This is a genomic window from Kitasatospora sp. NPDC101183 (assembly GCF_044767945.1).
Classification (GTDB): domain Bacteria; phylum Actinomycetota; class Actinomycetes; order Streptomycetales; family Streptomycetaceae; genus Kitasatospora.
In genome coordinates this window covers 144,981-170,021 of sequence record NZ_JBIWOW010000016.1, presented here as the reverse complement: position 1 = coordinate 170,021, position 25,041 = coordinate 144,981, and the positions used below count along the sequence as shown (strand labels likewise).

The window sequence follows — 25,041 nt, the reverse complement described above, 5'->3', positions numbered from 1 at the left end:
ACATGTCAGAAGAGAACCTGCCGGAGTCCCACGGCTCCGCCGGCGAGGTGGCCGAGCACGGCAACCCCTTCGCCGACCCGGGCCTGCCGGCCCACGAGCCGCGTCGCACCGACATCGACGAGCGGGCCGCCAAGCGCGCCGAGCGCCAGGTCTCGCTGATGTTCCTGGTCTCGATGCTCGCCACCGTCGGCTTCATCGCCTCGTACGTGGCCATCGACCCGGACAAGATCGTCTACATCTTCCCGCTGGGCAAGGTCAGCGCGCTGAACTTCGCGCTGGGCCTGACCCTGGGCGTCGCGCTGTTCATGATCGGCGCCGGTGCGGTCCACTGGGCCCGCACGCTGATGTCGGACGTCGAGATCCCGGCCGAGCGCCACCCGATCGAGGCCGACGAAGAGGTCCGCGCCGACGTCATCCAGCAGTTCAAGACCGGTGCCGCGGAGTCCGGCTTCGGCCGCCGCAAGATGATCCGCAACACGCTGATCGGCTCGATGGCGCTCGTCCCGCTCTCCGGCGTGGTCCTGCTGCGCGACCTCGGCCCGCTGCCCGAGAAGAAGCTGGCCGAGACCGGCTGGAAGAAGGCCACCGAGGCCCAGCCGCTGGAGCTCGTCAACATGAGCACCATGGAGGCCCTCAAGCCGGAGGACATCCTCATCGGCTCGCTGACCTTCGCGATGCCCAAGGGCATGACCACCCACGACGAGGACTTCCAGCAGCAGATCGCCAAGGACGCCCTCATGCTGGTGCGCATCGCGCCCGAGGACATCAAGGACGACAAGTCCAAGGGCCTCGGCTTCGAGGGCATCCTGGCCTACTCGAAGATCTGCACCCACGTCGGCTGCCCGATCAGCCTCTACGAGCAGCAGACGCACCACGCGCTCTGCCCCTGCCACCAGTCGACCTTCGACCTGGCGGACGGCGCGCGCGTCATCTTCGGCCCGGCCGGCCACCCGCTGCCGCAGCTGAAGATCACCACGAACGAGAAGGGCCACCTGGTCGCCACCGGCGACTTCGCTGAGCCCGTCGGCCCGAGCTTCTGGGAGCGTGCTCGATGAGTAGCGCGAGCAGCACCACCTCCGGTGCCGCCAAGCCCTCCAGCACGCGCGAAAAGCCCGCCAACAAGTGGGAAGCCGCCGCTGACTGGACGGACGGCCGGCTGGGGATCTACTCCCTCGCCAAGGCCAACCTGCGGAAGATCTTCCCGGACCACTGGTCCTTCATGCTGGGCGAGATCTGCCTCTACACGTTCGTCATCATCATCCTGACGGGCGTGTACCTGACGCTGTTCTTCAAGCCCTCCATGGGCGAGGTCATCTACGACGGCTCGTACATCCCCCTCAAGGGCATCGGCATGTCCGAGGCGTACAAGTCGACGGTCGACATCAGCTTCGAGGTCCGCGGCGGTCTTCTGATCCGTCAGATCCACCACTGGGCCGCCCTGGTCTTCGTGGCCGCGATGCTCGTGCACATGATGCGCGTGTTCTTCACCGGTGCGTTCCGCAAGCCGCGTGAGATCAACTGGGTCTTCGGCTTCCTGCTGCTGGCCCTGGGCATGTTCGACGGCTTCTTCGGCTACTCCCTGCCGGACGACCTGCTGTCGGGCACCGGTATCCGCTTCATGGAGGGCGCCATCCTGGCGACCCCCCTGATCGGCTCGTACCTGCAGATGTTCCTGTTCGGCGGCGAGTTCCCCGGCCACGACATCGTGCCGCGCTTCTTCACGATCCACGTGCTGCTGATCCCGGGCATCATGCTCGGCCTGCTGGTGGCGCACCTGATCCTGGTCTTCTACCACAAGCACACCCAGTGGGCGGGCCCGGGCAAGACGGAGAAGAACGTCGTCGGCATGCCGCTGATGCCGGTCTACATGGCCAAGGCCGGTGGCTTCTTCTTCCTGGTGTTCGGCATCATCGCCGCCATGTCGGCGATCGCCACCATCAACCCGATCTGGTCGTACGGCCCGTACCGCCCCGACCAGGTGTCCACCGACGCCCAGCCGGACTGGTACATGGGCTTCTCCGAGGGCCTCGTCCGCGTCATGCCGGGCTGGGAGATCAGCCTGTGGGGCCACACCCTGAACCTGGGCGTGTTCCTGCCGGTCATGGTGATCTTCCCGCTGGTCCTGGCCGCGATCGCGGTGTACCCGTTCATCGAGGGCTGGATCACCGGCGACAAGCGCGAGCACCACATCCTGGACCGCCCGCGCAACGCCCCGGTCCGCACCGGCCTGGGCGCCGCCTGGATCAGCCTGTACCTGGTGCTGCTGATGGGCGGTGGCAACGACCTGTTCGCCACCCACCTGCACCTGTCGATCAACTCGATCACGTACTTCGTCCGCGTGGCGTTCTTCGTGGTCCCGGTCGTCACCTTCATCGTCACCAAGCGCTGGTGCCTCGGCCTCCAGCGCCGCGACAAGGAGAAGGTGCTGCACGGCCGCGAGACGGGCGTCATCAAGCGCCTGCCGCACGGCGAGTTCGTCGAGATCCACGCCCAGCTGCCGCAGGGCGACCTGCACAAGCTCACCGCGCACGAGCAGGTCGCGCCGGTCGAGCTGCCGGCCCCGACGGACGAGAACGGCGTGGCCCGCAAGGCCGGCATCCTCACCCGTACCCGGGCCAAGCTGTCCCGCGGCTTCTACGGCAAGGGAAGCCAGATCCCCAAGCCGACCGCCGAGGAGCACCACGAGATCACCAGCGGCCACGGCCACCACTGATCCCGTACGCGCCACAGCGTCACCCCGAGGGCCGCTGACCAGAGTTCATCTGGTCGGCGGCCCTCGGGCCTTTCCGGTACCCGCCCGCACCCTCTGGAGCCCGCCGTGCAGCTGTCCGTCGACCCCGCCGCCGCCACTCCCCCGTACGAGCAGATCCGCGCCCAGATCGCCGACCGGGCCCGCTCCGGGGAGCTGCCCACCGGGCTGCGGCTGCCGACCGTACGGGCGCTCGCCGAGGAGCTGGGCCTGGCCGCCGGGACGGTCGCCCGGGCCTACAAGGAGCTGGAGGCGGACGGCGTGGTGGAGACCCACGGCCGCCGCGGGACCCTGATCGCCGCCACCGGGGACACCGCGCACCGGCTGGCCGCCGCGGCCGCCGCCGAGTTCGCCGAGCGGGCCGCCCGGCTGGGGCTGACCCGGGCCGAGGCCCTGGCCGCGGCGGACGACGCCCTGCGCGCGGCCCTGCCGGAGGGCTAGCTAGACCTCGGGGCGGATGATCCCGGCGGCCGGGGCCTGGCCGGCCGGGCCGGTGGTGCTCACGGGCTGCCCGAGGGCGCTGTGCTTGACCCAGGAGGCCCAGGAGACGTTCCAGTCCCCGAAGCCGTTGCCGAAGGGCTCCATCTCGGCGCCCTGGCTGTTGACGACCGTCACCAGGTCCCCCACCCGGGTGTTGTCGTAGAACCACTTGGCGTTGTCGGTGCTCATCCCGGTGCAGCCGTGGCTGACGTTGGCGTACCCCTGCGAGTCCACGGACCAGGGCGCCGCGTGGACGTACTCCCCGCTCCACGTCACCCGGGTGGCCCACAGCACGTCGAGGTCGTAGGCCTCCGTGCTGCCCGCGGCTATGCCGATCGTCTCGCCGTTCATCCGGACGGAGCGCTCCTGGCCGAGCACCACCTTGACGCCGTTGCGGGTGTCGAAGCCGGGCTTGCCGGTGGTGACCGGGATCGTCCGGACCACCTCGCCGTCGCGCTTGAGGGTGAGCTCGTGCGAGCCCGCGTCGATCACCGACTCGACGCGCTCGCCGATCCGCAGCCGCAGCGAGCTGCGGTCGCCGCCGTAGAGGCCGTCCGCGATCCGGCTGCCGGTGCCCTCGAAGGCCAGCGCGACGGTCGTCCCCGTGGGCCAGTACTCCTCGGGGCGGAAGTGCAGGTCCTTGTCGTCCACCCAGTACCAGGAGCCCGTGACGGCGGGCTGGGAGGTGACGGTCAGCGCCCGCTCGACCTCCTGACGGGCCTGCGGGTCCTTCACGGCCTCGGAGAGCTGGACGGTGAGGGGCTGGCCCACGCCGTAGACGCCGCTGCCGGAGGAGTCCGGGCCGAGCTTGGCGGTGAGCAGGCGCTGGGCGGCGAGGGTGCTGAAGTTCGCGGTGGTGTCGCCCCGGCCGCCCCGGCCGTCGTCGGCGGAGATCCTGACGGCGTACGCGGTGCCGGCCTTGAGGTGGCCGGTGGTCTGCCAGCTGTGCTGGTCGTCGGCGAGCCTTCCGGCGACCACCCGGCCGTCCGGGCCGACCACGGTGACGTCGGTGAGGCGGCTGCCCTCCACGGCGGTCACGGTGACCGGCTTGGACGGGTCGGCCCTGCCCTCCGCGGAGAGGTGCACCAGCGGGCCCGCGTCCACCCGGTGGGGCGCGGCCGTGTCGTCCTCCCCGCCGGAGGAGCAGGCGGCCAGCGGGGCCAGCACTGCCAGGGCCAGCGAGATGCCGCCGAGACCCGCGATTCCGCGCCTGTCGGCCATGACCGCCTCCGAAGGTTCGCACGATTGATCAGATCGTAGGAACAGCCCCCGGTCGAGCGACATCCGAGCGTCGTCTCGTTCGCCCGGGCGGGTGAGGCCGTCACTCCCGAGCAGGCAGGACACCTCGGGGGGAACGCGAAGGGCCGGCCCTCCCGTGCGGGAGGACCGGCCCTTGCGGGGAGGCGGAACCTACTGGTTCTGGTTCTCGCCCCGGTAGAACTCGAAGACCCATCCGAAGATGCCGATCAGGATGATCGGAGCGGCCCAGAACATCAGCCACCAGCCGAAGATCACGCCCAGGAAGGCCAGGGCGCCACCGAGGGCCAGCGACAGCGGCTGCCAGCTGTGCGGGGCGAAGAAGCCCAGCTCGCCGGAGTCGTCCGCGACCTCGGCCTCGGGGTTGTCACCCGCGCCGCTGTCCACCCGGCGGGCGGTGAAGGCGAGGTAGTACCCGATGAAGGCGCACAGCGAGAAGGCCAGGAACAGCGCCGTCGTGCCGGCGGCCTCGATGCCGAGGTCCGAGCCGTTGGTCCACAGGCCGTACGTGATGGCCATGGCCAGGACGAAGACCGACAGGCCCAGGAAGATCTTTCCCTGTTCCTTCATCAGACGTCACCCTCCGTCTTGCCCTTGCCCAGCTTCGGGGCGTCGTACTTCGCGGGGGTCACACCGGCGAGGTGCTTGGCCGGCTCGCCGTGGTTCTCCAGGTAGTCCAGCGCGGCGATCTCCGGGTGGTGGAGGTCGAAGGCCGGGGATTCGGAGCGGATGCGCGGCAGCGTGAGGAAGTTGTGCCGCGGCGGCGGGCAGGAGGTCGCCCACTCCAGGGAGCGGCCGAAGCCCCACGGGTCGTCCTGCTCGACCTTCTCGCCGTACTTGGCGGTCTTCCAGACGTTGTAGAGGAACGGCAGGATCGACAGGCCGAGCACGAAGGAGCCGATGGTCGAGACGGTGTTCAGCGTGGTGAAGCCGTCCGAGGCCAGGTAGTCGGCGTAGCGGCGGGGCATGCCCTCCGCGCCGAGCCAGTGCTGCACCAGGAAGGTCGCGTGGAAGCCGAAGAACAGCGTCCAGAAGGTGATCTTGCCGAGGCGCTCGTCCAGCATCTTGCCGGTCATCTTCGGCCACCAGAAGTGGAAGCCGGCGAACATCGCGAAGACGACGGTGCCGAAGACCACGTAGTGGAAGTGGGCGACGACGAAGTACGAGTCCGAGACGTGGAAGTCGATCGGCGGGGAGGCCAGCAGGACACCGGTCAGACCACCGAAGAGGAAGGTGACCAGGAAGCCGACCGTCCAGAGCATCGGGGTCTCGAAGCTCAGCGACCCCTTCCACATCGTTCCGACCCAGTTGAAGAACTTCACACCGGTCGGAACGGCGATCAGGAAGGTCATGAACGAGAAGAACGGCAGCAGCACCTGGCCGGTGACGTACATGTGGTGGGCCCACACCGTCACGGACAGACCGGCGATCGCGATGGTGGCCGCGATCAGGCCGGAGTAGCCGAACATCGGCTTGCGGCTGAAGACCGGGATGATCTCCGAGATGATGCCGAAGAACGGCAGCGCGATGATGTACACCTCGGGATGGCCGAAGAACCAGAAGAGGTGCTGCCACAGCATCGCCCCGCCGTTGGCGGGATCGAAGACGTGGGCGCCGAACTTGCGGTCGGCCTCCAGGGCGAACAGCGCGGCGGCCAGGACCGGGAAGGCCAGCAGGACCAGCACGGCGGTCAGCAGGGTGTTCCAGACGAAGATCGACATCCGGAACATCGTCATGCCGGGCGCGCGCATGCAGATGATCGTGGTGATGAAGTTGACCGCACCGAGGATCGTGCCGAAGCCGGAGAAGGCCAGACCCATGATCCACATGTCACCGCCGACGCCCGGCGAGTGCACCGCGTCGGACAGCGGGGAGTAGGCGAACCAGCCGAAGTTGGCGGCGCCGTTGGGGGTCAGGAAGCCCGCCACCGCGATGACCGAGCCGAACAGGTACAGCCAGTACGCGAACATGTTCAGACGCGGGAAGGCCACGTCCGGCGCGCCGATCTGGAGCGGCATGATCCAGTTCGCGAAGCCCGCGAACAGCGGGGTCGCGAACATCAGCAGCATGATCGTGCCGTGCATCGTGAACGCCTGGTTGAACTGCTCGTTCGAGAGGATCTGGGTCCCCGGGCGAGCGAGTTCGGCGCGCATGACCAGGGCGAGGATGCCGCCGATCAGGAAGAAGGCGAACGACGTGCCCAGGTACAGGGTGCCGATCGTCTTGTGGTCCGTGGTGGTGAGCCACTTGATGATGGTCGAACCCGGCTTCCGGGTCCGCTGCGCCCCGACCGTGACGGCCTCGGCGCCCCCGCCGGCCGCGGCGGGCTCGTTGAGGATGGTCACTTCTCTTCACTTCCCATGGTGATCAGGCCCGAGGGCACCGCACCCTTCTGGCCCTTGTCACGAAGCTCGGCCAGGTGCTTGTCGTACTCGGCGCGGTCGACGACCTTGACGTTGAACAGCATGCGCGAGTGGTCCGTGCCGCAGAGCTCGGCGCACTTGCCCATGTACTCGCCCTTGACGGTCGGGGTGACCTCGAACTTGTTCACCACGCCCGGGACGACGTCCATCTTCATCATGAAGTTGACGGGCCAGAAGTCGTGGATGACGTCACGCGAGGTGAGCCGGAACTGCACCGTCTCGTTGACCGGCAGCCAGAGCGTCGGCGCGTCCTTGGGGGTGCCGACCTCGTACGCCGCGGTCGTGTTGGCCGGGTCGGGGGTCTCGGTGTTCTCGTAGTTGAACGCCCAGCTCCACTGGAAGCCGACCACGTTCACGAAGTGCTGCGGCTTCTCCGAGACCTTGATCAGCTTCGACTCGTCGCGGGCGACGAAGTAGAAGAGGACCGAGACGATGATGATGGGGACCGCGGTGTAGAGCGCCTCGATGGGCACGTTGTACCGGGTCTGCGGGGGAACCTCCACACCGGTGCGGCTGCGCCGGTGGAAGATCACGCTCCAGATGATCAGACCCCACATCAGTACGCCGACCACCAGCGCCGCGATCCAGGACCCCTGCCACATCTGAAGGACCATGGGCCCTTCCTTGGTGACGGGGCTCGGGAGGCCAAGCCTGGGGAGGTCGTTGGCCGAGCAGCCGGTGGCGGTAGCGATGACGAGGCCCAGTGCCAGCGCCTGAGGCAGCTTCCGCCGCATCGTGCGCCGCGGCGAGCGGTCGGAGCCGTTGGGACTCACGTAGCGCCTTCCCGAAGTCTCGCCCGCCTTCGCGTCGCCCCGGGGAAGGTGGTGAGCCTCCCCGGCGACCCGTCCACGGGCACGGTTTGAATGCTTATGCGGGCCAAACCCTACTCCAGCCTTATGCGCTCCTGACGGGCAGCCCCCGGTAACGCGCCGCCCGGTCGCCCGATCAGGCCCGGTGGGCACTGCACCGCAGGTCATCGTAGGCATTCGAGGTCCGTACGCCCGATCGGGGGATGAGCTCGAACAACGCGGGTGACGGCTCGTCGGAGGCGGACGAAGCGGACATTCGGGGTGATCGACTGACGGCCGGTGAGGTAACGGATCGGCCCGTACCGGCCCCCGGGAGTGTCGTTAAATGTGACCGTGTACTTCGACGTGGCCTCGACGGCCCCTCTGCACCCCGTCGCCCGGCAGGCGCTGACCGCCGCCCTGGACGAGGGCTGGGCCGACCCGGCCCGGCTGTACCGCTCCGGCCGGCAGGCCCGGATGCTGCTGGACGCGGCCCGCGAGACGCTCGCCGCCGAGCTCGGCGCCCGGCCGGACGAGGTCTCCTTCACCGCCAGCGGCACCCAGGCCGTGCAGCTCGGCATGCTGGGCGCCCTCACCGGCAACCGGCGCCGGGGCTCGCACCTGGTGCACTCCGCGGTGGAGCACTCCAGCGTGCTGCACGTGGCCGAGCGCCACGAGGCGGGCGGCGGCGAGGTCGCGGTCGCCCCGGTGGACCGCACCGGACGCGTCGACCCGGAGGCCTTCGGCGCACTGCTGCGGCCCGACACCGCGCTGGCCGCGCTGCAGAGCGCCAACCACGAGGTGGGCACGCTCCAGCCCGTCGCCGAGACGGCCGAGCTGTGCGCCGGGGCCGGGGTGCCGCTGCTGGTCGACGCGGCGCAGAGCGCCGGGCGCCTCGCCGTCCCGGCGGGCTGGTCGCTGCTGACGGCCAGCGCCCACAAGTGGGGCGGGCCGCCCGGGGTCGGGGTGCTGGCGGTGCGCAAGGGCGTCCGCTACTCCTCCCCTCTGCCGGCCGACGAGCGCGAGGGCGGCCGGGTGCCCGGCTACGTCAACGTCCCGTCGATCGTGGCGGCCGCCGCCTCGCTGCGCGCCGTCCGCGCCGAGGCCGAGCGGGAGAACGCGCGGCTGCACGGGCTGGTGGAGCGGATCAGGGCCCGGGTGCCGCAGCTGGTGCCGGAGGTCGAGGTGGTCGGCGACCCGGTGCACCGGCTCCCCCACCTCGTCACCTTCTCCTGCCTGTACGTGGACGGCGAGGTGCTGCTCACCGAGCTGGACCGGGCGGGCTTCGCCGTCTCCTCCGGCTCCTCCTGCACCTCCTCCACGCTGACGCCCAGCCATGTGCTGGCGGCGATGGGGGTGCTCACCGAGGGGAACGTCCGGGTCTCCCTGCCGTACGGGACGGCCGAGGCGGACGTGGAGCGGTTCCTGGCCCTGCTGCCGGACCTCGTCGCCGGGATCAGGGCGCCGCTCGGGCTCAACTTCGCTCAGCCGCAAGGGAGTTCGGCGCCGCTGATCCCGCCCCGAGCCGAAGGGCGCGCCGGGTCGGAGCGCCCGGAGGCGAGCGGGCGAGTCACAGTCATCGACGCGCTGGGCAAGCGCTGCCCGCTGCCGGTGATCGAGCTGGCGAAGCGGATCGGGGAGGTGCCGGAGGGCGGCACCGTCGCCGTGCTGTCGGACGACGAGGCGGCCCGGCTGGACATCCCCGCCTGGTGCGCGATGCGCGACCAGGAGTACGCGGGCGAGGCCCCGGCCGCCGACTACGGCGGCGACCGGGGCTCGGCCTACCTCGTCGTCCGCAGGACGTAGAGGCGGGGGACGGGACTACTTGACCAGGTGGGCGCGGACGTCCTCGGTGGCCTCGGCGCCGTAGGCCTCCTCGAAGCGCTTGAGGAAGGCGGCCGGGCGCAGCTCGTACTCCTGGGTGCCGACGGTCTCGATCACCAGGGTGGCGAGCATGCAGCCGAGCTGGGCGGAGCGCTCCAGCTCCAGGCCCCAGGACAGGCCCGCCAGGAAGCCGGCGCGGAAGGCGTCGCCGACACCGGTCGGGTCGACCTTGGCCTCCTCCTTGGCGCAGCCGACCAGGATCGGGGCCTCGCCCTTGCGCTCGATCCGCACGCCCTTGCTGCCCAGGGTGGTGATGCGGGTGCCGACGCGGGTGAGGACCTCCTCGGCGTCCCAGCCGGTCTTGGTCTCGATCAGCGCGGCCTCGTACTCGTTGGTGAACAGGTACGCGGCGCCGTCGACGATCTCGCGGATGTCGTCGCCCTCCAGGCGGGCCAGCTGCTGGGAGGGGTCGGCGGCGAAGGCGTAGCCGCGGGTGCGGCACTCCTGGGTGTGGCGGACCATGCCCTGCGGGTCGTCCGCGCCGATCAGGACGAGGTCGAGGCCGCCGACGCGGTCGGCGATCGGCTTGAGCTCGATGTTGCGGGCCTCGGCCATGGCGCCCGTGTAGAACGAGGCGATCTGGTTGTGGTCCTCGTCCGTGGTGCACATGAAGCGGGCGGTGTGCCTGGTCTCGGAGATGTGGACGGACTCGCAGTCCACGTTGTTGCGCTCCAGCCAGCTGCGGTACTCGGCGAAGTCCGCGCCGGCCGCGCCGACCAGGACGGGGCGCAGGCCCAGGACGCCCATGCCGAAGGCGATGTTGGGCGCGACGCCGCCACGGCGGATGTCGAGGGTGTCGACCAGGAAGGACAGCGACACCGTGTGCAGCTGCTCGGCGACGAGCTGGTCGGCGAACCGGCCGGGGAACGTCATCAGGTGGTCGGTGGCGATCGAGCCGGCGACGGCGATACGCACGGATGGTCTCCTCAGGGTGGCGGCGGGGCCGGCGGTCAGAGTGCGGGCGAACCCGCCCACGGTACAGCGCGGCACGCGGCCCCCAGCACGAGTGCCAGGAATCTGCCACCAGGTACGGCCGTCGTGGCACCCTCCGCCGTCGAACGTGTACTACCCCCGGGTAGCACTGGTGGGCCGCGGGAACCCGTGCCTAGGGTCGGCCTCGGGGCCCCTGCCGGCCCCGCCGTCGCCCGTGGCGATGAGGCCACGGCCCTGGATCGGAGCGATGCCCGATGGTGACCCACCCCTCCTCCCCGCCCGTGCCGCGCGCCGAGGCGGACGAGACGCTCGACGCGCTGGTGAACTCCTCCCGGCGGCTGCGCCGCTTCTGGCCGCTGCCGGCCGCCGCCCCCCAGCCCGCCGCCCCGGCGCCGGTCGGGGTGCGGGTGCCGTCCGGGGCGCAGCGCATGGTGGCCGGGATGGCCGAGTACGGGTGGTGAGACCCGGGAACCGGATTCGCCCGGTTCACGTCACATCCGCGCGGAGCGGCCGAGCGGCGGCGCCGCTGAGCCCTCGGGAGGATGTGCAGATGGATCTGGAGACGATGCCCCGGCGCCGTCGCCGGGCGGTGGCCCTGGCCGGTGTGGCGCTCGCGGCGGTGATGGCGGTGGCCGGCTGCGACGGCGGTGGCGGCAAGAGCTCGGACTCGGTGGCCTCCACGGCCTCCGCGTCCCCGACGGCCGCGGCCTCCGCCTCGGGGAGCCCCTCCCCCACGGACGCCGCGACCACGGCGGCGCCGAGCGCCCCGGCGCAGCCGCCGTCCTCCTTCGACCCCACCCCGGCCTCGCCCGCCCCCGGGCGGCCGACCGGCGCGGCGACTCCCCCCCCGAACGGGATCGCCCCCGGGGAGCCCAACCCGGCCGGGACGTCCCGCCCGGCGATCGCCTACCGGGTCGACGGGACGAGCCACCTGACCGTCTACTTCTACGGCGGGGTCTGCACCACGTACGCGGTGAAGGCGGACGAGTCGACGCCGGGCAAGGTCGAGGTCATGGTGATCCCGGGCCGGCCGGTGACGCAGCCCGGGCAGGTGTGCACCGCGCTGGCCAAGCGGCAGGCGGCGGCCGTCGACCTGCGCTCCCCGCTGGCGGGGCGGACGGTGGTCGACAAGGAGAGCGGCCAGGAGGTGCCGATGCAGGGCGACGCCCACGCCGGGCCGGACCCGGTGACGCCGGACGGCGCCCAGTAGGAGCGCCCAGAAGGAGCGGATGCGGCGGCGGCCCCCGAGGTGATCACCTCGGGGGCCGCCGTTCGATCGTCAGGCCTAGCTGAACGAGTCGCCGCAGGCGCAGGAGCCGGTGGCGTTCGGGTTGTCGATCGTGAAGCCCTGCTTCTCGATGGTGTCGACGAAGTCGACGGTGGCGCCGCCCAGGTACGGGGCGCTCATGCGGTCGGTGACGACCTTGACGCCGTCGAAGTCCTTGAGCACGTCGCCGTCGAGCGAGCGCTCGTCGAAGAACAGCTGGTAACGCAGGCCGGAGCAGCCACCGGGCTGGACGGCGACGCGCAGCGCCAGGTCGTCGCGGCCTTCCTGCTCCAGCAGGGCCTTGACCTTGCCCGCGGCGGCATCGGTGAGGAGGATGCCACTCTCTACGGTGGTCTCGTCCTGGACGGTCATCTGCTTTCTCCCGGTCTTGGCGACGGTCTTCCGTCAGTCCCAACCACCCGGCGTCCGGTTTCAATTCCCCGGAGGACGAACGTTTTCGGCCCTCTGCCGGTGGCGGTCTTCCACGGGCCGGGTGTACCACCCGAGCCCCATACGTTCCCCATGCTCGCACAACCGGGGAGGGCCGGTCACCGCCGCGGACGCCGGGATCGGTGAACGGGCCCCGCGGCGGCGGCCCGGGCGCGAGGATGGTGGCCATGATCCTTCGCCAGGTCAAGGACACCGCCGAGGACGCCGAGACCGTCCAGGCCCTGTCCTTCGCCGCCTTCGCCGAGCCGTCCGCCGACGCGGCCCCGCCCCGGGCGACGCCCCTGCAGCTGGCCAGGACCAGACACCTGGCGCGCACCGATCCCGGGGGCTGCTGGCTGGCCTCGATCGACGGGGAGGCGGTCGGGGTGGTGCTGTCGCTGCGGCGGGAGGGGCTGTGGATGCCCTCGCTGTTCGCGGTGCGGCCCTCCGCGCGGGGCCGGGGCGTCGGGCGGCTGCTGCTGGAGCAGGCGGGCGGGCACGCCCGGGGGTGCCTGCGCGGGATGGTCTGCGCCTCCTCCTCGGGGGCGGCGGCGCGGCGCTACCGGCTGGCGGGGTTCACCCTGCACCCGGCGATGCGGCTGAGCGGGAAGGTGGACCGGGAGGGGCTGGTCGATCCCGGGGACATCCCGGTGCACCGGGGCAACGCGACCCACCTGCACCTGCTGGACTCGGTGGACCGGCGGCTGCGGGGCTCGGCCCACGGGGTGGACCACGAGCTGATGCTGGGGCACTTCGAGGAGCTGCTGGTCGCGGACGCGCTGGCGGGCAGCGGCTACTGCTACCGGGACGGCGGCCGGGTGCGGCTGCTGGCGGCCACCTCCAAGCGGATCGCCGCCCGGCTGCTGCGGGAGGCGCTGGCCCGGGTGCCGGACGGGGTGGAGGCGGAGGTGGAGTACCTCACGGCCGAGCAGGAGTGGGCGCTGGACGTCGGGCTGGAGGTGGGGCTGACCCCGCAGACCCGGGGCTTCGTCGGGTTCCGGGGGATGCGGCCGCCGACGCCGTACCTGCCGAGCGGGGCGTTCCTGTAGACGTGCGGACGTGGGGGGGGGGCCCGCCGGGGGGGGGGGGGGGGGGGGCGGGGGGGGGGGGGGGGGCGGCCGGGGGGGGGGGCGGCGCCCCCCCCCCGCGACGAGGGGCTCAGGCCATGGTGGCGAGGATCTCGCGGACCATGTCCATCGTGGTGCCCGGGTGCAGGAAGGCGAAGCGGGCGACGGTCTCGCCGTCCCAGCCGGTGGGGGTGACGAAGCCGATCTGGTCGGCGAGCAGCTGCTGCGACCAGCGGTAGTAGTCGTCGTTGGTCCAGCCGTTGCGCTTGAAGCAGACGGCCGAGAGCTGCGGGTCGAACAGCAGCTCCAGGTGCTCGCTCTCACGGATCAGCTGCGCGGTGTCCCGGGCCAGGGTGAGGCCGGCCTCGATGGCGTCGGTGTACGCCTGGACGCCGTGGACGGCGAGGGAGAACCACAGCGGCAGGCCGCGGGCGCGGCGGGTGAGGTGGTAGGCGTAGTCGGTGGGGTTCCACTCGTCGCCCTCGGTGTGCAGGACGTCCAGGTAGGAGGCGTCCTGGGTGTGCACGGCGCGGGCGAGCTGCGGGTTGCGGTAGATCAGCGCGGCGCAGTCGAAGGGGGCGAAGAGCCACTTGTGCGGGTCGACGACGAAGGAGTCGGCGTGCTCGATGCCGTTGTAGCGCTCGCGCACCGAGGGGGCGAACAGGCCCGCGCCGCCGTAGGCGCCGTCCACGTGGAACCAGAGGTCGCGCTCGCGGGCGACCTCGGCGAGGCCGGCGAGGTCGTCGACGATGCCCTCGTTGGTGGTGCCGGCGGTGCCGACCACGGCGATGACCGTCTCGGGGTCGGGGTCGGCGGCCAGGGCGGCGCGCAGGGCCTCGCCGGTGAAGCGGCGGTCGACGGTCGGGACCTTGAAGGCCTCGACGCCGATGATGTTGAAGGTGTTCTTGACCGAGGAGTGGACCTGGTCGGCGACGGCTATGCGCAGCCGCGCCTCCGGGCCGACGCCGAGCTTGCGGCGGGCCGTGTCACGGGCGACGACCAGGGCGGAGAGGTTGCCCGCCGAGCCGCCGGAGACGAAGCAGCCGCCGGCCGACTCGGGCAGGCCGGCCCGGTCGGCGATCAGGCGCAGCACCTGGTTCTCGGCGGCGATGGCGCCGGCCGCCTCCAGCCAGGAGATGCCCTGGAGGGAGGCGCAGGAGACGACCATGTCGAACAGCAGCGCGGCCTTGGTGGGGGCGCAGGGGATGAAGGACAGGTAGCGCGGGCTGTCGGCGGAGATGACGGCGCGGGACAGCTCGTGGTCGTAGAGCTTGAGCACGTCGGCCGGGTGGTTGCCGTCCTGGTTGAGCAGGCCGGCCAGCTGGGTGCGCAGGTGCTCGCCGTCGCCGGGGTGGTCGAGCGGGACGGGGTCGTACTGCAGCCGCTCCCGCATGTAGTCGAAGACCAGGTCGACCAGGTCGTTGTCGGGCCGGTGCATGCGGTCGGGTGCTGCGGACACGGCTGTCCCTCTCGGCGGTGGGGTGAAGGGGGCCGTCCGGTTCCGCGGGACGCTTCACCGCGTGGACCGGACGTGATCAGCGTAGGCAGCGGTGGGGCTTCCCCGCGCGTCGGAACGCGGCTGGTCAGGCAGCTTTCGGGCGTCTTCGGGCGGGTCTGCGCACGATTCCTGCGTACGGCTGTTCGATGGCTAGCCGATGAGCTGGGAGAGGACCACGGAGGAGCGGCTGCGCTGGACGCCGGGCTCGCGGCGGATGCGCTCGATCACGGCCTCCAGGTGGCGCATGTCGGCGGCGCGCAGGTGGACCAGGGCGTCCGGGTCTCCGGTGACCGTCCAGGCGGCGACGACCTCGGGGAACTGGCGCAGGCTGGCGAGGATCTCCTCGGGGGCCGTGCGCTCGCGGCAGTAGACCTCGACGAAGGCCTCGGTCTGCCAGCCGAGCACGCCCGGGTCGAGCACCACGGTGAAGCCGCGCACCACGCCCCGGGCCCGCAGCCGGTCGATGCGGCGGCGCACGGCGGTGGCGGAGAGGTTCACCTGCAGGCCGATCTCGGCGTACGAGGCGCGGCCGTCGCTGCCGAGCCGGGCGAGCAGGAGCCGGTCGGTCTCGTCCAGATCGGCCCCGACGACCTCGTGCGCTCGGCTGCTGCTCATCGGTGCGGGGCTCCACGGGGTCGTACGAGCGCCGGCGGGCGCCATTGCCCGGCCGACGTGTGCTGAAACGGTTCGCCGTCCATTCTGGCCGATGCCCGGTGCGAGTTCACCGCCGACAGATGACGGGAAGGGAGCGTCCTTCGAAATATCGGTCCGGCCCCGGCGGAACCCCCGGGGATTCCGGGCTCCGGGCCGCGCGGGCGCGCCTTTCCGTCGAGCGGTTCTCGTCACATCGACGGGATGGCCATCGTCACTCTGACGCTAACCGGTTAGAATAGATAGCGTCAGTTAGACGAAAAGGCCCCACCGCTAGATCGGCCGCACAGAAGGGCACCCGCCCGTGACCACCACCATCACCGAGACCCACGGCGTCGACCCCACTCCGACGCCGCTCGCTCTGCTGCTGCTCGGCCGCGAGGCCGACCCGAACAGCGAGCGCGGCGTCGACTGCCCCGGTGACCTCCCGCCGGCCTCGGACCCGAACCTCGTCGAGCGCGCCCGGGCGGCCAAGGCCGCCCTCGGCGACCGCGTCTTCATCCTCGGCCACCACTACCAGCGCGACGAGGTCATCGAGTTCGCCGACGTCACCGGCGACTCCTTCAAGCTCGCGCGCGACGCCGCGGCCCGCCCCGAGGCCGAGTACATCGTCTTCTGCGGCGTGCACTTCATGGCCGAGTCCGCGGACATCCTCACCAGCGAGCGCCAGCAGGTCGTCCTGCCCGACCTCGCCGCCGGCTGCTCCATGGCCGACATGGCCACCGCCGAGCAGGTCGCCGAGTGCTGGGACGCGCTGACCGACGCCGGCATAGCCGACGTGACCGTCCCGGTCTCGTACATGAACTCCTCCGCCGACATCAAGGCCTTCACCGGCAAGCACGGCGGCACCATCTGCACCTCCTCCAACGCCCAGCGCGCCCTGGAGTGGGCGTTCGAGCAGGGCCAGAAGGTCCTGTTCCTGCCCGACCAGCACCTCGGCCGCAACACCGCCGTGCGCGACCTGGGCCTCTCCCTGGACGACTGCGTGCTCTACAACCCGCACAAGCCGAACGGCGGGCTGACCGTCGAGCAGCTGCGGGACGCCAAGATGATCCTCTGGCGCGGCCACTGTTCGGTGCACGGCCGGTTCAGCCTGGACTCGGTGGCCGACGTGCGCGAGCGCATCCCCGGCGTGACCGTCCTGGTGCACCCCGAGTGCAAGCACGAGGTCGTCGCGGCCGCCGACATGGTCGGCTCGACGGAGTACATCATCAAGGCGCTGGACGCCGCCGAGCCCGGCTCCGCGTGGGCCATCGGCACCGAGCTGAACCTGGTGCGCCGCCTGGCCAAGGCGCACCCGGACAAGGAGATCGTCTTCCTCGACCGGACGGTCTGCTTCTGCTCGACCATGAACCGCATCGACCTGCCGCACCTGGTCTGGGCGCTGGAGTCCCTGGTCGAGGGCCGGGTGCCGAACGTGATCACCGTCGACCCGGAGACGGAGAAGTACGCCAAGGCGGCGCTGGACCGGATGCTGGCCCTGCCCTAACGACGGGCGGCCCGCCCCGAGCCGAAGGGCCCGCCGGTGTCGAAAGGGAGAAGCGACAAGCGAGATGGGGGTCCCCCCGGCCGGAGGCTGGGGGAGAGCGCCGGAGCGCCGACCGTCGACACCGGGTCAAGAGGGCCCGGAGGCGAGCGGGCGAGTAACGGCGAAGGGCGGGCCCCCTCCACTCGGAGGGGGCCCGCCCTTTCGTCTGGCAACAGCAGCCGGAGGTGCTACTCCGGGAAGCCCGGGATCACGCCCTCGCCCTCGGACAGCAGCAGGGCCCGGACCTCGTCCAGAGTCGCCTCGGCGCTGGGCAGGATCAGCTCGGACGGCTCCAGCGAGTCGTCCGGCAGCCGGGTGCCGTACCGCTTCACGGCGTCCAGCAGCTTGCCGTACGCCCTGCGGAAGTCGTCCTCGTCGCCCGACTCCACTGCGGTGAGCAGTTCGTCGTCGAGCTGGTTGAGCAGGTTCAGGTGGTCCTCCCCCACCTCGAACTGCCCCTCACCCATGACCCTCATGATCATGCCGCGCGTCTCCCTGGTCGTGGTTCTGGCTCAGCCCTTGTTGTAGTTGATCCGCGGGGTGTCCTGCGGGTGGGCGTCCTGCGGCGCCGGCTGGGGCTTGCCCTGCTCGATGGCGGCCGGCCCGGAGGTGGAGGACCCGCCTCCCAGCTCGGCCTTCATCCGCGCCAGCTCCAGCTCGACGTCGGAGCCGCCGGCCACACGCTCCAGCTCGGCCTCGATGTCGTCCTTGCGGCCGAGACCGCTCGCGTCGTCGAGCGCGCCGGAGGCGAGCAGTTCGTCGATCGCGCCCGCCCGGGCCTGCATCTGGGCGGTCTTGTCCTCGGCCCGCTGGATCGCCAGGCCGACGTCGCCCATCTCCTCGGAGATGCCGGAGAAGGACTCCGCGATGCGGGTCTGCGCCTGGGCAGCGGTGTAGGTGGCCTTGATGGTCTCCTTCTTGGTGCGGAAGGCGTCCACCTTGGCCTGGAGGCGCTGGGAGGCGAGCGTGAGCTTCTCCTCCTCGGCCTGCAGCTGCTGGTACTGCGTCTCCAGGTCGTTGATCTGGGACTGCATGTTGGCCTTGCGGGTCAGCGCCTCGCGTGCCAGGTCCTCACGACCGAGCGAGAGCGCCTTGCGGCCCTGGTCCTCGTACTTCGCCGACTGCTGCTGGAGCTGGGTCAGCTGGAGCTCCAGGCGCTTGCGCGAGGTCGCGACGTCCGCGACACCACGCCGTACCTTCTGCAGCAGTTCGAGCTGCTTCTGGTAGGAGTAGTCGAGCGTCTCACGTGGGTCTTCCGCCCGGTCCAAGGCTTTGTTCGCCTTGGAGCGGAAGATCAGCCCCATACGCTTCATGATTCCGTCGCTCATGGGCCTCGGGTGCCCCCTTCTCCGGCCTGCGGTCTCAAATCTCGTTACCAGACACGACGAGTGTATGTGCAGCGAGCCGTCCGCCGCAGTGCACCTGCCTGCAACAAGACTGCTACAGCGACCAGCGGCAGTTCCTCATCCCCCGGGTGGATCTGCGACTAGTCCCCCCCATCCTCCATCCGACTGATCCCCTACGGGAAGGCCCCGGGAAACCCCCATCCGGCCGCCGACCGGCCGATCGATATGCGTTTGGGTCCGATCGGACCGGTGGAAGCGCCCCCGGACCCCGTACGCTGGTGGTGTGTTCCGACGCCGTTCAGATGATGCCGCCGCCTCCTCCTCCGTGCTGGAGAAGCAGGACGAGACGCCCCAGGCCCGCCACCCCGAGGCCAAGAAGGGCCGCCCCACCCCCAAGCGCAGCGAGGCCGAGGCCACGCGTCGCACCCGGGTGACGGTCCCCAAGGACCGCAAGGAGGCCAGCCGCCAGGCGCGCGACCGGATGCGCACCGAGCGCGAGAAGGAGCGCCAGGCGCTGATGAACGGCGACGAGCGCCACCTGCCCGCTCGTGACAAGGGCCCGGTGCGCAAGTTCGCCCGCGACTTCGTGGACGCCCGCTGGTCGCTGGCCGAGTTCTTCCTGCCGGCCGCCGTGGTCATCCTGGTGCTCAGCATCGTCAAGGTCGGCGCCGTCCAGCAGCTGTCGACGCTGCTGTTCCTGCTGTTCTTCGTCTTCGTGATCCTGGACTTCGTCCGCCTCGGCTTCGGCCTGCGCAAGCAGCTGGCCGCGCGCTTCCCGGGCGAGAACACCCGCGGCGCCGTCGGCTACGGCATCATGCGCACCCTGCAGATGCGCCGGCTCCGCCTGCCCAAGCCGCAGGTGCGGCGCGGGGAGAAGCCCTGACCGCCGAACCGGTGGACTCCGGCTGGGCCCCGCCCTCCTGGGAGGGGCCCGGCCTGTACGCGCTGCCCGGACAGGGCGGCGGCGGGCACGACCGGATCGCCCAGGAGCGCCGGCTGCCCTCCCGCAGCGGCTCGTACGCGGGCGGCGCGGGCGCCTGGCTCGACCGGTTCGGGGGCCTGCGCGACTTCGTCCGGCAGGAGCTCGTCTCCCGCCAGCTCGCCGAGCAGCTGACCGGCCGGCACGGGCAGCGCGTCCTGGACATCGGCTGCGGCCAGGGCACCCAGGCCCTGCGGCTGGCCCGCGCCGGGCACTACGTCACCGGCATCGACTCCGACGCCGTCGCGCTCGGCGTCGCCCAGGAGGCGCTCGCCGAGGAGCCGGAGGAGGTCCGCGGCCGGCTCCAGCTGCTCGCCGGGGACGGCCACCAGTGCGGGCGCTGGTTCGGCCCGCGCAGCTTCGACGTGGTGGTCTGCCACGGCGTCCTGATGTACCTGCCCGACCCGGACCCGATGATCGCCTCGCTGGCCCGGCTGCTGGCGCCCGGCGGGCTGCTCTCCCTGCTGGTGCGCAACCGCGACGCGCTCGCGCTGCGGCCCGCCGCCGCCGGGGACTGGCGGGCCGCCCTGCACGCCTTCGAGAGCGACCGGTACTACAACCGGCTCGGGCTCGCGGCCCGCGCCGACCGGCTCGCCGACCTCACCGTCACCCTGTCCGAGGTGTCCGTGCCGCTGCGGCGCTGGTACGGCGTGCGCGTCTTCACCGACAACGCGCCCGACGACGCCGCGCCGCCGGTGGACGGGCGGCAGCTGGCCCAGCTCCTCGAGGCCGAGGACCGGGCCGGCCGCACCGACCCGTACCGGCAGGTCGCGGCGCTGCTGCACGTGATCGGGGCGAAGTAGCTCAGGCCCCGTGCAGGCTCATCGAGTAGACGACCTTGTCGTCCTCCAGCAGCACGGCGTTGTCCACGCCGTCCTCGGCGAGCTGCTTCCAGGTCTCGCCGATCCACGTCTCCGCGTCACCCTGGCCCGCGAACTCCTCCTGGCCGCCTGCCGGCGTCACCGCAGTGCCGTCCGCCTTCTCGTAGCGCCACGTCCAGACCATGCCCCGCTCCTCCCGCCGACTGTGTGCTGCGCACCCTAGCCTGCCCGCCCCGATCTTCCGTATGCCTGATCGGCGGCATCGGGCAGGATGGGCGCCATGGCGACCCTCCTCCCCCGCACGCTGCTGCTCGGCGGCGCGCGCTCCGGCAAGTCCACCCGCGCCGAGCAGCTGCTCGCCGACCACGAGGACGTCCTGTACGTGGCCACCGGCGGGACCCGGGACGGCGACGCCGAGTGGGCGCAGCGGGTCGAGCTGCACCGGGAGCGGCGACCGGCGAGCTGGCGCACCGCGGAGACCTGCGACCTGGAGGCCGTCCTCGCGGACGGGGCCGACCCGGCGCCGGTGCTGGTCGACTGCCTGGCCCTGTGGCTGACGGCCGTGATGGACGAGTGCGGGGCCTGGGACGACGCGGTCTGGGCGGGCGGCGGCGAGGCCGCCGTGCAGCGGCGCTGCGAGGCGTTGGCCACGGCCTGGGCGGCCACCGGGCGCACCGTCGTGGCGGTGAGCAACGAGGTCGGCATGGGTGTCGTCCCGGCCACGGCGGCCGGCCGGCGCTTCCGGGACACCCTGGGGCGGCTCAACATGGCGGTCGCCGACGCCTCGGAGCGGGTGCTGCTGGTGGTGGCCGGGCAGGTCGTCCGAGTCAAGGATGCCGCCGGGTGTCCTACGCCAGCCGTTGTCTGAACATCCGCTGCGTGTAGCCTTCCGCTCGATGGACACGACCGTGGATCTCGATATGTTCTCCTCCCTCGTCGAGCGCCCCGACGAGAGCGCGCGGCGGGCCGCCGAGGAACGCTGGCAGGAGGCCGACCGGCCGCGCGGCGGGCTCGGGAGGCTGGAGGAGCTGGGCAGCTGGCTGTCGTCCGTGCAGGGGGCCTCCCCCGTGCGGCCGGTCACCGCCCCCAAGGTGCTGCTCTTCGCCGGCGACCACGGCGTCGCCTCGCTCGGGGTCTCCCGGCTGCCCGCCACGGGCGGGACGGCGGCCCGGGTCCGGGCGGTGCTGGACGGCAGCGCGCCGATCGCCCGCCTGGCCTCGCGCTACGGCGCCGAGGTGCGGGTCGTCGACGTCGCGGTGGACGTCGACCCGGCCGACTTCCCGGACGAGGTGGTCGCCCACCGCGTCCGGCGCGGCTCCGGCCGCATCGACGTCGAGGACGCGCTCACCCCGGAGGAGACGGCCAGGGCCTTCCGGGCCGGCATGGCCGTGGCCGACGAGGAGGCCGACGCCGGCACCGACCTGGTGCTGCTCGGGGACCTCGGGGTCGGCTCCACCACCGTGGCCGGCGTGCTGATCGGCGCGCTGTGCGGGACGGACGCGGCCGCGGTCTGCGGGCGCGGCTCCGGCATCGACGACCGGGTGTGGATGGTCAAGTGCGCCACCATCCGGGACTCGCTGCGCCGGGCCCGTCCGGTGCTCGGCGACCAGTTGGCGCTGCTCGGCGCCACCGGCGGCGCCGACTTCGCGGCGATCACCGGCTTCCTGCTCCAGGCCGCCGTGCGCCGGCTGCCCGTGGTGCTCGACGGCGTGGTCTCCGCCGCCTGCGCGCTCGTCGCCCAGCGGATCGCCTTCCGGGCGCCGGAGTGGTGGCGGGCCGGGCAGGCCAACGGCGAGCCGGCGCAGGCGAAGGCGTACGACCGGCTGACCCTCACCCCCGTGCAGGACCAGGGCATCACCATGGGCGAGGGCGTCGGCGCGCTGCTGGCGCTGCCGCTGTTCCAGGCCGCCGGGGACACCCTCGCGGAGGAGGCCCCGGAGCCGGCCGCGCCGAGGGCGCCCCGGGAGCCGCTGCCGCAGCCGAAGCTGCCCTCGGCGGCGGACCTGCTGCGCAGGCTCTAGGACTCGTACGCGACGCACCCCGCTCCCGGTCCGGGCGCGGGGTGCGTCTTTTCGTCTTTTCGTCATTGCGTCATTGCGTCATTGCGTCAGCACAGGTGAGGAGCAGGGCCGATGAGCGAACGGGCCACGTGGGCCGAGGGGTTGAGGTTCGCGTTCGGGACGCTGTCGGTGCTGCGGGTGCGGGTGGAGCGCTGGGACCGCGCGGCCGGGGCGCGGGCGATGGCGGCTGCCCCCGCCGTCGGGCTGGTGCTGGGCGCGGTGGCGGGCGCGGCGGGCGCACTGGTGGCCTGGCGGGCCGGCGGGCTGCTCGGCGCCGTGACGGCCGTCGGCGTGCTGGCCGCGCTGACCCGGGGGCTGCACCTGGACGGCCTGGCGGACGTCGCGGACGGGCTGGGCAGCGGCAGGCCGGCCGAGGACGCGCTGCGGATCATGAAGCAGTCCGACATCGGCCCGTTCGGGGTGCTGACCCTCGTGCTGGTGCTGCTGGCCCAGGTGGCCGCGCTGGCCGGGCAGTTCGGGCACTCGCCGCTGCGCGGGGCGCTCGCCGTGCTCGCCTCGGCGGCGGCGGCCCGGTGCGCGCTGGCCTGGGGCTGTCTGAGGTCGGTGCCGGCCGCGCGGCCGGGAGGGCTCGGGGCGATGGTGGCGGCCACCGTCCCACCCGTCGAGGCGGCCGTCTCGACGGGTGTCGCCGCGCTCGCCGTGGCCGCGCTCGGACTGTTCGACGGAACGTCAGCCCTGCGCCTCCCGCTGGCCGTTGTGCTCGGTGCCGCGTGCGCCCGTCCCCTGCTCAGCCGGTGCGTGCGCCGGTTCGGCGGGATCACCGGGGACGTGCTCGGCGCGACGGCCGAAACCGCCGCCACCGGTGCGCTGTTCGCCCTGGCGTTGCTCGGCTGACACCGGGCGGCGCGTGATCCCACCATGCGGACTACCATGCGGGGAGCACCGCAGCCCTGCACCGTGGCAGGTCCTGCCCGCCCGGCGCGTACCGAGGAGCCGGGGCCTCCGGTGTGCGCGGCCGCGACGCGGGTGCGCACACCAGGGGGCCCGGACCAGGGGACGCGCCCGGCGGACCGGCCCGCTTCGGCGGCGGGTTGCGCCGGTGCGGCAGCCTCGCCGCGACCGGCCGTGGACCGCGAAAGAACAGGACGCATTACGTGACTGCATTGTCTGTGAGCACCTCCTCCGCCGCCTCGCTGCGCGCGGACGCGCTGGTGGTCGGTGTCGCGAAGGGCCCCAAGGGCATCGTGCCGGCCCCCGGCTCCGAGACCGTGAACGAGGCGTTCGAGGGCAAGCTGGCCGAGGTCCTCACCACCCTGGGCGCCACCGGCGCCGAGGGCGAGACCGTCAAGGTGCCCGCCCCCGCCGGCCTCAAGGCCGGGCTCGTGCTCGCGGTCGGCCTCGGCGAGACCCCCGAGGACGGTTTCGCGCTGGAGACGCTGCGCCGCGCCGCCGGTGTCGCCGCCCGTACCCTGGCCGGCGCCAAGAAGGCCGCGCTGGCCCTGCCGGCGGAGTCCGCCGCCGAGGTCGAGGCGCTGGCGCTGGGCGGCCTGCTCGGCTCGTACGCCTTCGGCGCCTACAAGGGCGAGGGCGGCAAGGAGCCGGTCGGCGAGCTGATCCTGCTGGCCCCCCGCAAGGGCAGCAAGGACGCGAAGGCCGCCGTGGAGCGGGCCACCGCGATCGCGGAGGAGATGAACCGCGCCCGCGACCTGGTCAACACCGCCCCGAACGACCTGAACCCGAAGAGCTTCGCGGCGATCGCCCAGGCGGCCGGCAAGGAGCACGGCCTCAAGGTCGAGGTGCTGGACGAGAAGGCGCTGGCCAAGGGCGGCTTCGGCGGCCTCATGGGCGTCGGCATCGGCTCGGTCAACCCGCCCCGCCTGGTGAAGGTGGCCTACACCCACCCGAAGGCCAAGGCCACCCTCGCCTTCATCGGCAAGGGCATCACCTACGACTCGGGCGGCATCTCGCTGAAGCCGGCCGGCCACAACGAGACCATGAAGTGCGACATGGCCGGCGCCGCCGCCGTGTTCGCCGCCGTGGTGGCCGCCAAGCGCCTCGGCCTGGCCGTCAACGTCACCGGCTGGCTGGCGCTGGCCGAGAACATGCCCTCCGGCTCCGCCACCCGCCCCGGCGACGTGCTGCGGATGTACGGCGGCAAGACCGTCGAGGTCCTGAACACGGACGCCGAGGGCCGCCTGGTGCTGGCCGACGCGATCGTGCGCGCCGGCGAGGAGCAGCCGGACGTCATCGTCGACGTGGCCACCCTGACCGGCGCCATGGTGCTGGCCCTGGGCAACCGCACCTTCGGCGTGATGTCCAACAACGACGAGCTGCGCGAGACCCTGCACGAGCTCGCGGGCGAGGTCGGCGAGCAGTCCTGGCCGATGCCGCTGCCGGCCGAGCTCAAGAAGGGCATGACCGAGTCGACCATCGCCGACCTCGCCAACATGGGCGAGCGGATGGGCGGCGGCCTGGTGGCCGGTCTGTTCCTGAAGGAGTTCGTGGCCGAGGGCGTCGACTGGGCGCACCTGGACATCGCCGGCCCGGCGTTCCACGAGAGCGCGCCGTACGGCTACACCCCGAAGGGCGGCACCGCGAGCGCGGTGCGCACCCTGGTCGCGTTCGCCGAGAAGACGGCCGCCGACGGCAAGGCCTGATCCGGCACACGCTCCGCGACGGGGCCCGGCGCATCGCGCGCCGGGCCCCGTTTCGCGCTCTCCGGGCGGTTACCTGCGAGTAGGGCGCGGACGCGGCCCGTACGGCTGTTCGCTGCGGGCGAAACTTTGTTCCGCAGTGCGGAAGAGGGCAGGTCGAACCCCCCGGAAGACGCCCGTCCGGCGGCTGTCAAGGCGGTCTTGAGCTGCGATGATGCCCTTCCGGCAGGGGTGTTCCCGCCCCGGTGACCACTCCGTGGGACTCC

Annotated in this window: 24 protein-coding genes and 1 pseudogene; 14 read left to right on the top strand and 11 right to left on the bottom strand. The window is 72.1% G+C overall.

From position 1 onward, the window contains the following. Positions 1–2 precede the first annotated feature (2 nt). The 3 genes from ACIRRS_RS23580 (at position 3) to ACIRRS_RS23570 (ending at position 3,190) form a co-directional block, all read left to right on the top strand. A complete protein-coding gene (locus tag ACIRRS_RS23580; protein WP_402973964.1) occupies positions 3–1,055 on the top strand; it encodes a Rieske 2Fe-2S domain-containing protein in 1,053 nt (350 codons plus the stop codon). Beyond that, positions 1,052–2,713 carry a cytochrome bc complex cytochrome b subunit gene (locus ACIRRS_RS23575; RefSeq protein WP_402973962.1) on the top strand — a complete coding sequence of 554 codons (1,662 nt, stop codon included), beginning with the start codon at positions 1,052–1,054 and terminating at the stop codon, positions 2,711–2,713. Before ACIRRS_RS23580 ends, ACIRRS_RS23575 begins: the two co-directional genes overlap by 4 nt. A gap of 105 nt (positions 2,714–2,818) precedes the next feature. Beyond that, entirely contained in the window at positions 2,819–3,190 is a 372-nt protein-coding gene (locus ACIRRS_RS23570; RefSeq protein WP_402973959.1) for a GntR family transcriptional regulator, read from the top strand. On the opposite strand, the gene ACIRRS_RS23565 is transcribed toward ACIRRS_RS23570, so the two are convergent. The 4 genes from ACIRRS_RS23565 to coxB form a co-directional block, all read right to left on the bottom strand. Beyond that, entirely contained in the window at positions 3,191–4,450 is a 1,260-nt protein-coding gene (locus ACIRRS_RS23565) for an Ig-like domain-containing protein (RefSeq protein WP_402973956.1), read from the bottom strand. It lies immediately after the preceding gene. Positions 4,451–4,639: 189 nt separating this feature from the next. Beyond that, on the bottom strand, positions 4,640–5,056 hold the full coding sequence (locus tag ACIRRS_RS23560; RefSeq protein WP_402973954.1) for a cytochrome c oxidase subunit 4: 417 nt from the start codon (positions 5,054–5,056) through the stop codon (positions 4,640–4,642). Then, the gene (ctaD, locus tag ACIRRS_RS23555) at positions 5,056–6,831 is read right to left on the bottom strand and encodes a cytochrome c oxidase subunit I (RefSeq protein ID WP_402973951.1); all 1,776 of its coding nucleotides are present in this window, start codon (positions 6,829–6,831) and stop codon (positions 5,056–5,058) included. Before ctaD ends, ACIRRS_RS23560 begins: the two co-directional genes overlap by 1 nt. Further along, positions 6,828–7,682, bottom strand: a complete 855-nt coding sequence (gene coxB, locus ACIRRS_RS23550; protein ID WP_402973948.1) for a cytochrome c oxidase subunit II — start codon at positions 7,680–7,682, stop codon at positions 6,828–6,830. Before coxB ends, ctaD begins: the two co-directional genes overlap by 4 nt. 363 nt (positions 7,683–8,045) lie before the next feature. Here coxB and ACIRRS_RS23545 point away from each other — a divergent pair, with 363 nt between their 5' ends. Continuing rightward, a complete protein-coding gene (locus ACIRRS_RS23545; protein ID WP_402973945.1) occupies positions 8,046–9,503 on the top strand; it encodes a cysteine desulfurase/sulfurtransferase TusA family protein in 1,458 nt (485 codons plus the stop codon). Positions 9,504–9,518: 15 nt separating this feature from the next. Here the strand turns inward: ACIRRS_RS23545 and ACIRRS_RS23540 are convergent, their stop codons facing one another. After that, entirely contained in the window at positions 9,519–10,496 is a 978-nt protein-coding gene (locus ACIRRS_RS23540; RefSeq protein ID WP_402973942.1) for a carbohydrate kinase family protein, read from the bottom strand. A gap of 272 nt (positions 10,497–10,768) precedes the next feature. On the opposite strand from ACIRRS_RS23540, the gene ACIRRS_RS23535 reads away from it, so the two are divergent. Continuing rightward, a complete protein-coding gene (locus ACIRRS_RS23535; RefSeq protein ID WP_402973940.1) occupies positions 10,769–10,975 on the top strand; it encodes a hypothetical protein in 207 nt (68 codons plus the stop codon). A gap of 89 nt (positions 10,976–11,064) precedes the next feature. Then, positions 11,065–11,724 (top strand): hypothetical protein, encoded by a 660-nt coding sequence (locus ACIRRS_RS23530; protein ID WP_402973937.1) that lies wholly within the window; start codon positions 11,065–11,067, stop codon positions 11,722–11,724. 75 nt (positions 11,725–11,799) lie between these two features. On the opposite strand, the gene ACIRRS_RS23525 is transcribed toward ACIRRS_RS23530, so the two are convergent. Continuing rightward, entirely contained in the window at positions 11,800–12,153 is a 354-nt protein-coding gene (locus tag ACIRRS_RS23525) for a HesB/IscA family protein (RefSeq protein ID WP_380223702.1), read from the bottom strand. 245 nt (positions 12,154–12,398) lie between these two features. Here ACIRRS_RS23525 and ACIRRS_RS23520 point away from each other — a divergent pair, with 245 nt between their 5' ends. Beyond that, positions 12,399–13,259, top strand: coding sequence for a GNAT family N-acetyltransferase (locus tag ACIRRS_RS23520; RefSeq protein ID WP_402973934.1), 861 nt, complete (start codon positions 12,399–12,401; stop codon positions 13,257–13,259). Between the two features lie 109 nt (positions 13,260–13,368). On the opposite strand, the gene ACIRRS_RS23515 is transcribed toward ACIRRS_RS23520, so the two are convergent. Continuing rightward, positions 13,369–14,736: a pyridoxal phosphate-dependent decarboxylase family protein gene (locus ACIRRS_RS23515; protein WP_402973931.1), complete on the bottom strand. Its 1,368-nt coding sequence runs from the start codon at positions 14,734–14,736 to the stop codon at positions 13,369–13,371. Positions 14,737–14,925: 189 nt separating this feature from the next. Continuing rightward, positions 14,926–15,390, bottom strand: coding sequence for an Lrp/AsnC family transcriptional regulator (locus ACIRRS_RS23510; RefSeq protein ID WP_402973928.1), 465 nt, complete (start codon positions 15,388–15,390; stop codon positions 14,926–14,928). A 340-nt stretch (positions 15,391–15,730) separates the two neighbouring features. On the opposite strand from ACIRRS_RS23510, the gene nadA reads away from it, so the two are divergent. Beyond that, positions 15,731–16,915 carry a quinolinate synthase NadA gene (nadA, locus tag ACIRRS_RS23505; RefSeq protein WP_402973925.1) on the top strand — a complete coding sequence of 395 codons (1,185 nt, stop codon included), beginning with the start codon at positions 15,731–15,733 and terminating at the stop codon, positions 16,913–16,915. A 227-nt stretch (positions 16,916–17,142) separates the two neighbouring features. Here nadA and ACIRRS_RS23500 read toward each other — a convergent pair whose 3' ends face one another. Together ACIRRS_RS23500 and ACIRRS_RS23495 are read right to left on the bottom strand one after the other, a co-directional pair. Beyond that, entirely contained in the window at positions 17,143–17,436 is a 294-nt protein-coding gene (locus ACIRRS_RS23500) for a hypothetical protein (protein WP_402973922.1), read from the bottom strand. A gap of 30 nt (positions 17,437–17,466) precedes the next feature. Continuing rightward, entirely contained in the window at positions 17,467–18,282 is an 816-nt protein-coding gene (locus tag ACIRRS_RS23495; protein ID WP_402973919.1) for a PspA/IM30 family protein, read from the bottom strand. A gap of 301 nt (positions 18,283–18,583) precedes the next feature. Between ACIRRS_RS23495 and ACIRRS_RS23490 the strand changes: the two genes are divergently transcribed. Both ACIRRS_RS23490 and ACIRRS_RS23485 read left to right on the top strand, forming a co-directional pair. Then, on the top strand, positions 18,584–19,183 hold the full coding sequence (locus ACIRRS_RS23490) for a DUF3043 domain-containing protein (protein WP_402973916.1): 600 nt from the start codon (positions 18,584–18,586) through the stop codon (positions 19,181–19,183). A gap of 176 nt (positions 19,184–19,359) precedes the next feature. Further along, positions 19,360–20,082, top strand: a complete 723-nt coding sequence (locus ACIRRS_RS23485; protein WP_402974120.1) for a class I SAM-dependent methyltransferase — start codon at positions 19,360–19,362, stop codon at positions 20,080–20,082. 1 nt (position 20,083) lies between these two features. On the opposite strand, the gene ACIRRS_RS23480 is transcribed toward ACIRRS_RS23485, so the two are convergent. After that, a complete protein-coding gene (locus ACIRRS_RS23480; RefSeq protein WP_402973914.1) occupies positions 20,084–20,284 on the bottom strand; it encodes a hypothetical protein in 201 nt (66 codons plus the stop codon). 81 nt (positions 20,285–20,365) lie between these two features. Here ACIRRS_RS23480 and cobU point away from each other — a divergent pair. From cobU to ACIRRS_RS23460, 4 genes and pseudogenes are all read left to right on the top strand, one after another. Further along, positions 20,366–20,968, top strand: a pseudogene (gene cobU / locus ACIRRS_RS23475) (bifunctional adenosylcobinamide kinase/adenosylcobinamide-phosphate guanylyltransferase); the annotation flags it as partial. 28 nt (positions 20,969–20,996) lie between these two features. Continuing rightward, the gene (locus tag ACIRRS_RS23470; protein WP_402973911.1) at positions 20,997–22,121 is read left to right on the top strand and encodes a nicotinate-nucleotide--dimethylbenzimidazole phosphoribosyltransferase; all 1,125 of its coding nucleotides are present in this window, start codon (positions 20,997–20,999) and stop codon (positions 22,119–22,121) included. 111 nt (positions 22,122–22,232) lie between these two features. After that, positions 22,233–23,015, top strand: coding sequence for an adenosylcobinamide-GDP ribazoletransferase (locus ACIRRS_RS23465; protein WP_402973908.1), 783 nt, complete (start codon positions 22,233–22,235; stop codon positions 23,013–23,015). 260 nt (positions 23,016–23,275) lie between these two features. Then, positions 23,276–24,778 (top strand): leucyl aminopeptidase, encoded by a 1,503-nt coding sequence (locus ACIRRS_RS23460; protein WP_402973906.1) that lies wholly within the window; start codon positions 23,276–23,278, stop codon positions 24,776–24,778. The last annotated feature ends 263 nt before the right edge of the window (positions 24,779–25,041 follow it).

Excerpts from the sequence above, each read along its gene's own strand:
- ACIRRS_RS23480 (WP_402973914.1), bottom strand. The coding sequence starts at position 20,284 with ATGGTCTGGACGTGGCGCTACGAGAAGGCGGACGGCACTGCGGTGACG.
- ACIRRS_RS23525 (WP_380223702.1), bottom strand. The coding sequence starts at position 12,153 with ATGACCGTCCAGGACGAGACCACCGTAGAGAGTGGCATCCTCCTCACC.
- ACIRRS_RS23510 (WP_402973928.1), bottom strand. The coding sequence starts at position 15,390 with ATGAGCAGCAGCCGAGCGCACGAGGTCGTCGGGGCCGATCTGGACGAG.
- ACIRRS_RS23565 (WP_402973956.1), bottom strand. The coding sequence starts at position 4,450 with ATGGCCGACAGGCGCGGAATCGCGGGTCTCGGCGGCATCTCGCTGGCC.
- ACIRRS_RS23495 (WP_402973919.1), bottom strand. The coding sequence starts at position 18,282 with ATGAGCGACGGAATCATGAAGCGTATGGGGCTGATCTTCCGCTCCAAG.
- ACIRRS_RS23520 (WP_402973934.1), top strand. The coding sequence starts at position 12,399 with ATGATCCTTCGCCAGGTCAAGGACACCGCCGAGGACGCCGAGACCGTC.
- ACIRRS_RS23465 (WP_402973908.1), top strand. The coding sequence starts at position 22,233 with ATGAGCGAACGGGCCACGTGGGCCGAGGGGTTGAGGTTCGCGTTCGGG.
- ACIRRS_RS23580 (WP_402973964.1), top strand. The coding sequence starts at position 3 with ATGTCAGAAGAGAACCTGCCGGAGTCCCACGGCTCCGCCGGCGAGGTG.
- ACIRRS_RS23530 (WP_402973937.1), top strand. The coding sequence starts at position 11,065 with ATGGATCTGGAGACGATGCCCCGGCGCCGTCGCCGGGCGGTGGCCCTG.
- ACIRRS_RS23500 (WP_402973922.1), bottom strand. The coding sequence starts at position 17,436 with ATGATCATGAGGGTCATGGGTGAGGGGCAGTTCGAGGTGGGGGAGGAC.
- ACIRRS_RS23575 (WP_402973962.1), top strand. The coding sequence starts at position 1,052 with ATGAGTAGCGCGAGCAGCACCACCTCCGGTGCCGCCAAGCCCTCCAGC.
- ACIRRS_RS23560 (WP_402973954.1), bottom strand. The coding sequence starts at position 5,056 with ATGAAGGAACAGGGAAAGATCTTCCTGGGCCTGTCGGTCTTCGTCCTG.
- ACIRRS_RS23535 (WP_402973940.1), top strand. The coding sequence starts at position 10,769 with ATGGTGACCCACCCCTCCTCCCCGCCCGTGCCGCGCGCCGAGGCGGAC.
- ACIRRS_RS23470 (WP_402973911.1), top strand. The coding sequence starts at position 20,997 with ATGGACACGACCGTGGATCTCGATATGTTCTCCTCCCTCGTCGAGCGC.